We start from the raw sequence: 1,764 nt of genomic DNA on the forward strand, positions 1-1,764 counted from the left end.
GATATCAGCGATCTGCGGGACGTACTGGTAGCCGACGATGACGGCCGGACCAGCTGCGATCGCGATCTGTTCCCAGCGTTCGTAGTGTTCGAACCGCTTCGTCTCGCTGCTCGCGAAGGCGATCGCGTACGCGCCGAGCGAAACGAACGTGGCGTGCTGGGCGGTCAGCGAGTAGCTGAACCACGTCAGCATGACCTCTGAAATTCCACCGAACTGGTAGAGTCCAGCGAGAACGAACACCACTGACAGCAGCGCCGGGAGCGTCCGGAGGTGGGTGTAGTCGGAGAGGGTGTCGGACATCGTCCGCGAGTATGACGACGCCATCAGTCACCACCCGGGAAGAAGCAGTTCGTGGGGTGGTAGTCGTGCGTCGAACCGTCGTCGCGTTCGAGGGTCACCTCGTTGGTGTCCATCGCGATCCAGATGTCTTCCCCAACCTCGATTCGGTCCTGCGCAGCTGCGCGCTTAACGTCGTCCTTGGCGAAGTATCGGACGACCCCGCGACTCTCGTCCTTGATCTTCAGCCGGTACCAGGGGCCGTACTCTCCTTCTCCTTCGGTCAGGTCGAGTACGAGTCCTTCGAGTACGTCACCGGGGCCAAGTTCTACGGTGGGAACATCGGATTCCGGCGACTCTCCTTCGAACTGTTCGTAACCGTCAGGCGGCGTCGGTCTTTCAGTCGACATCTCCAACTGTTAATCGAGCAGTAATTAGTATATAAACCAATATAGTGCGGAGTGAAAGTAGTTGTACGGCACAAACCTACAGTTCGCTTGGATGGGTCATACAAGCCCGACGTTCGTCCCGATCCATCGCTGGATTGGAGACGTGGTAGTCCTCGACGATCAGAAGTCGATCAACGACTTCAGGATCGGTGATTCCGTCGTTGACGAAAGCGGAAGCGACTGTTTTCGGGTTATGACTCGCGACCTCAGTCCGGGCGTCACGGAACACCTCACCTTGAGCGAGGTCGTGTCGGAGCCGAGTATTCTGGATAATATTTCTTATCGGTAATTCTAGTGAGACCATATCGACACCGCCACCGCCGGGTTCGTGTTCATTCCCGTCTCGATCGACGATCGCTTTCAGCTCGTAGCCGAACGCGGGTTCCGTGGAACGTCGATCGAAGGCTTCGGAGTCCGGTTCCCTCTCGCCGTTCAGTATCTCACCGACGAACTCTCGGTAAGAGGGGTCGATATTGAGGTGCGCGAGGATCGAGGGGAGGGAGACATCTCTCCCGTGTATGTCGATGTAGTCCTGTACGCGGTCACGTATGAGCGTTTTACGTGGGGACTCTCCGTAGGACCACGCACTATCAGCACTTGGCCAACGCTCTGCGAGTGACCGAACCCGGTCTGGTTCTGGCGCTGGAGCAGCTGCGTCAGCGGCCCAATAGAGATCTTCGTCGAGCGCGGAATCGGTCTCAGGAGGCCCATCGAGTTGGTCCTGGTCGACAGTCCACGGGGAACCACAACAGGAGCAGACGACATCAGCACCCCGACCGTCGTCCCAGCGGATACGCTCACCGTGGGCGTCGACCTGTCCCGACTCTTCGTTTTCCGCGCGCTGTTCACACCGATCGGCGCGGATGGCCTGATTCACGGTCTGCGAGCGGGTGGTCCGCTGGCGGGCAGCTGACCAATAGACCGCGCCCCATGCGATATACTCGATCGGCTTGTCTAGGAGGTCCTCGGTGTAGCCGCCCATATAGGCGGCGAGGTAGGAACCGAGGTTACCGACGTCTGCGTTCATCGATATACAGCC

2 protein-coding genes and 1 pseudogene are annotated in these 1,764 nt (G+C 58.8%); all 3 read right to left on the minus strand.

Going from position 1 to position 1,764, the window contains the following annotated elements; translation table 11 throughout:
- Window positions 1-324 (minus strand): hypothetical protein (locus EXE45_RS16480; protein ID WP_137694960.1); only part of this gene is annotated, 324 nt, incomplete at its 3' end.
- Window positions 324-686, minus strand: a complete 363-nt coding sequence (locus tag EXE45_RS16485) for a hypothetical protein (RefSeq protein ID WP_137694961.1) — start codon at window positions 684-686, stop codon at window positions 324-326. The genes EXE45_RS16485 and EXE45_RS16480, both read right to left, overlap by 1 nt.
- A gap of 76 nt (window positions 687-762) precedes the next feature.
- A pseudogene (locus EXE45_RS16490) lies at window positions 763-1,764 on the minus strand (hypothetical protein); the annotation flags it as partial.

The organism is Halorubrum sp. SP9 (assembly GCF_005435015.1).
GTDB classification, from domain to species: domain Archaea; phylum Halobacteriota; class Halobacteria; order Halobacteriales; family Haloferacaceae; genus Halorubrum; species Halorubrum sodomense.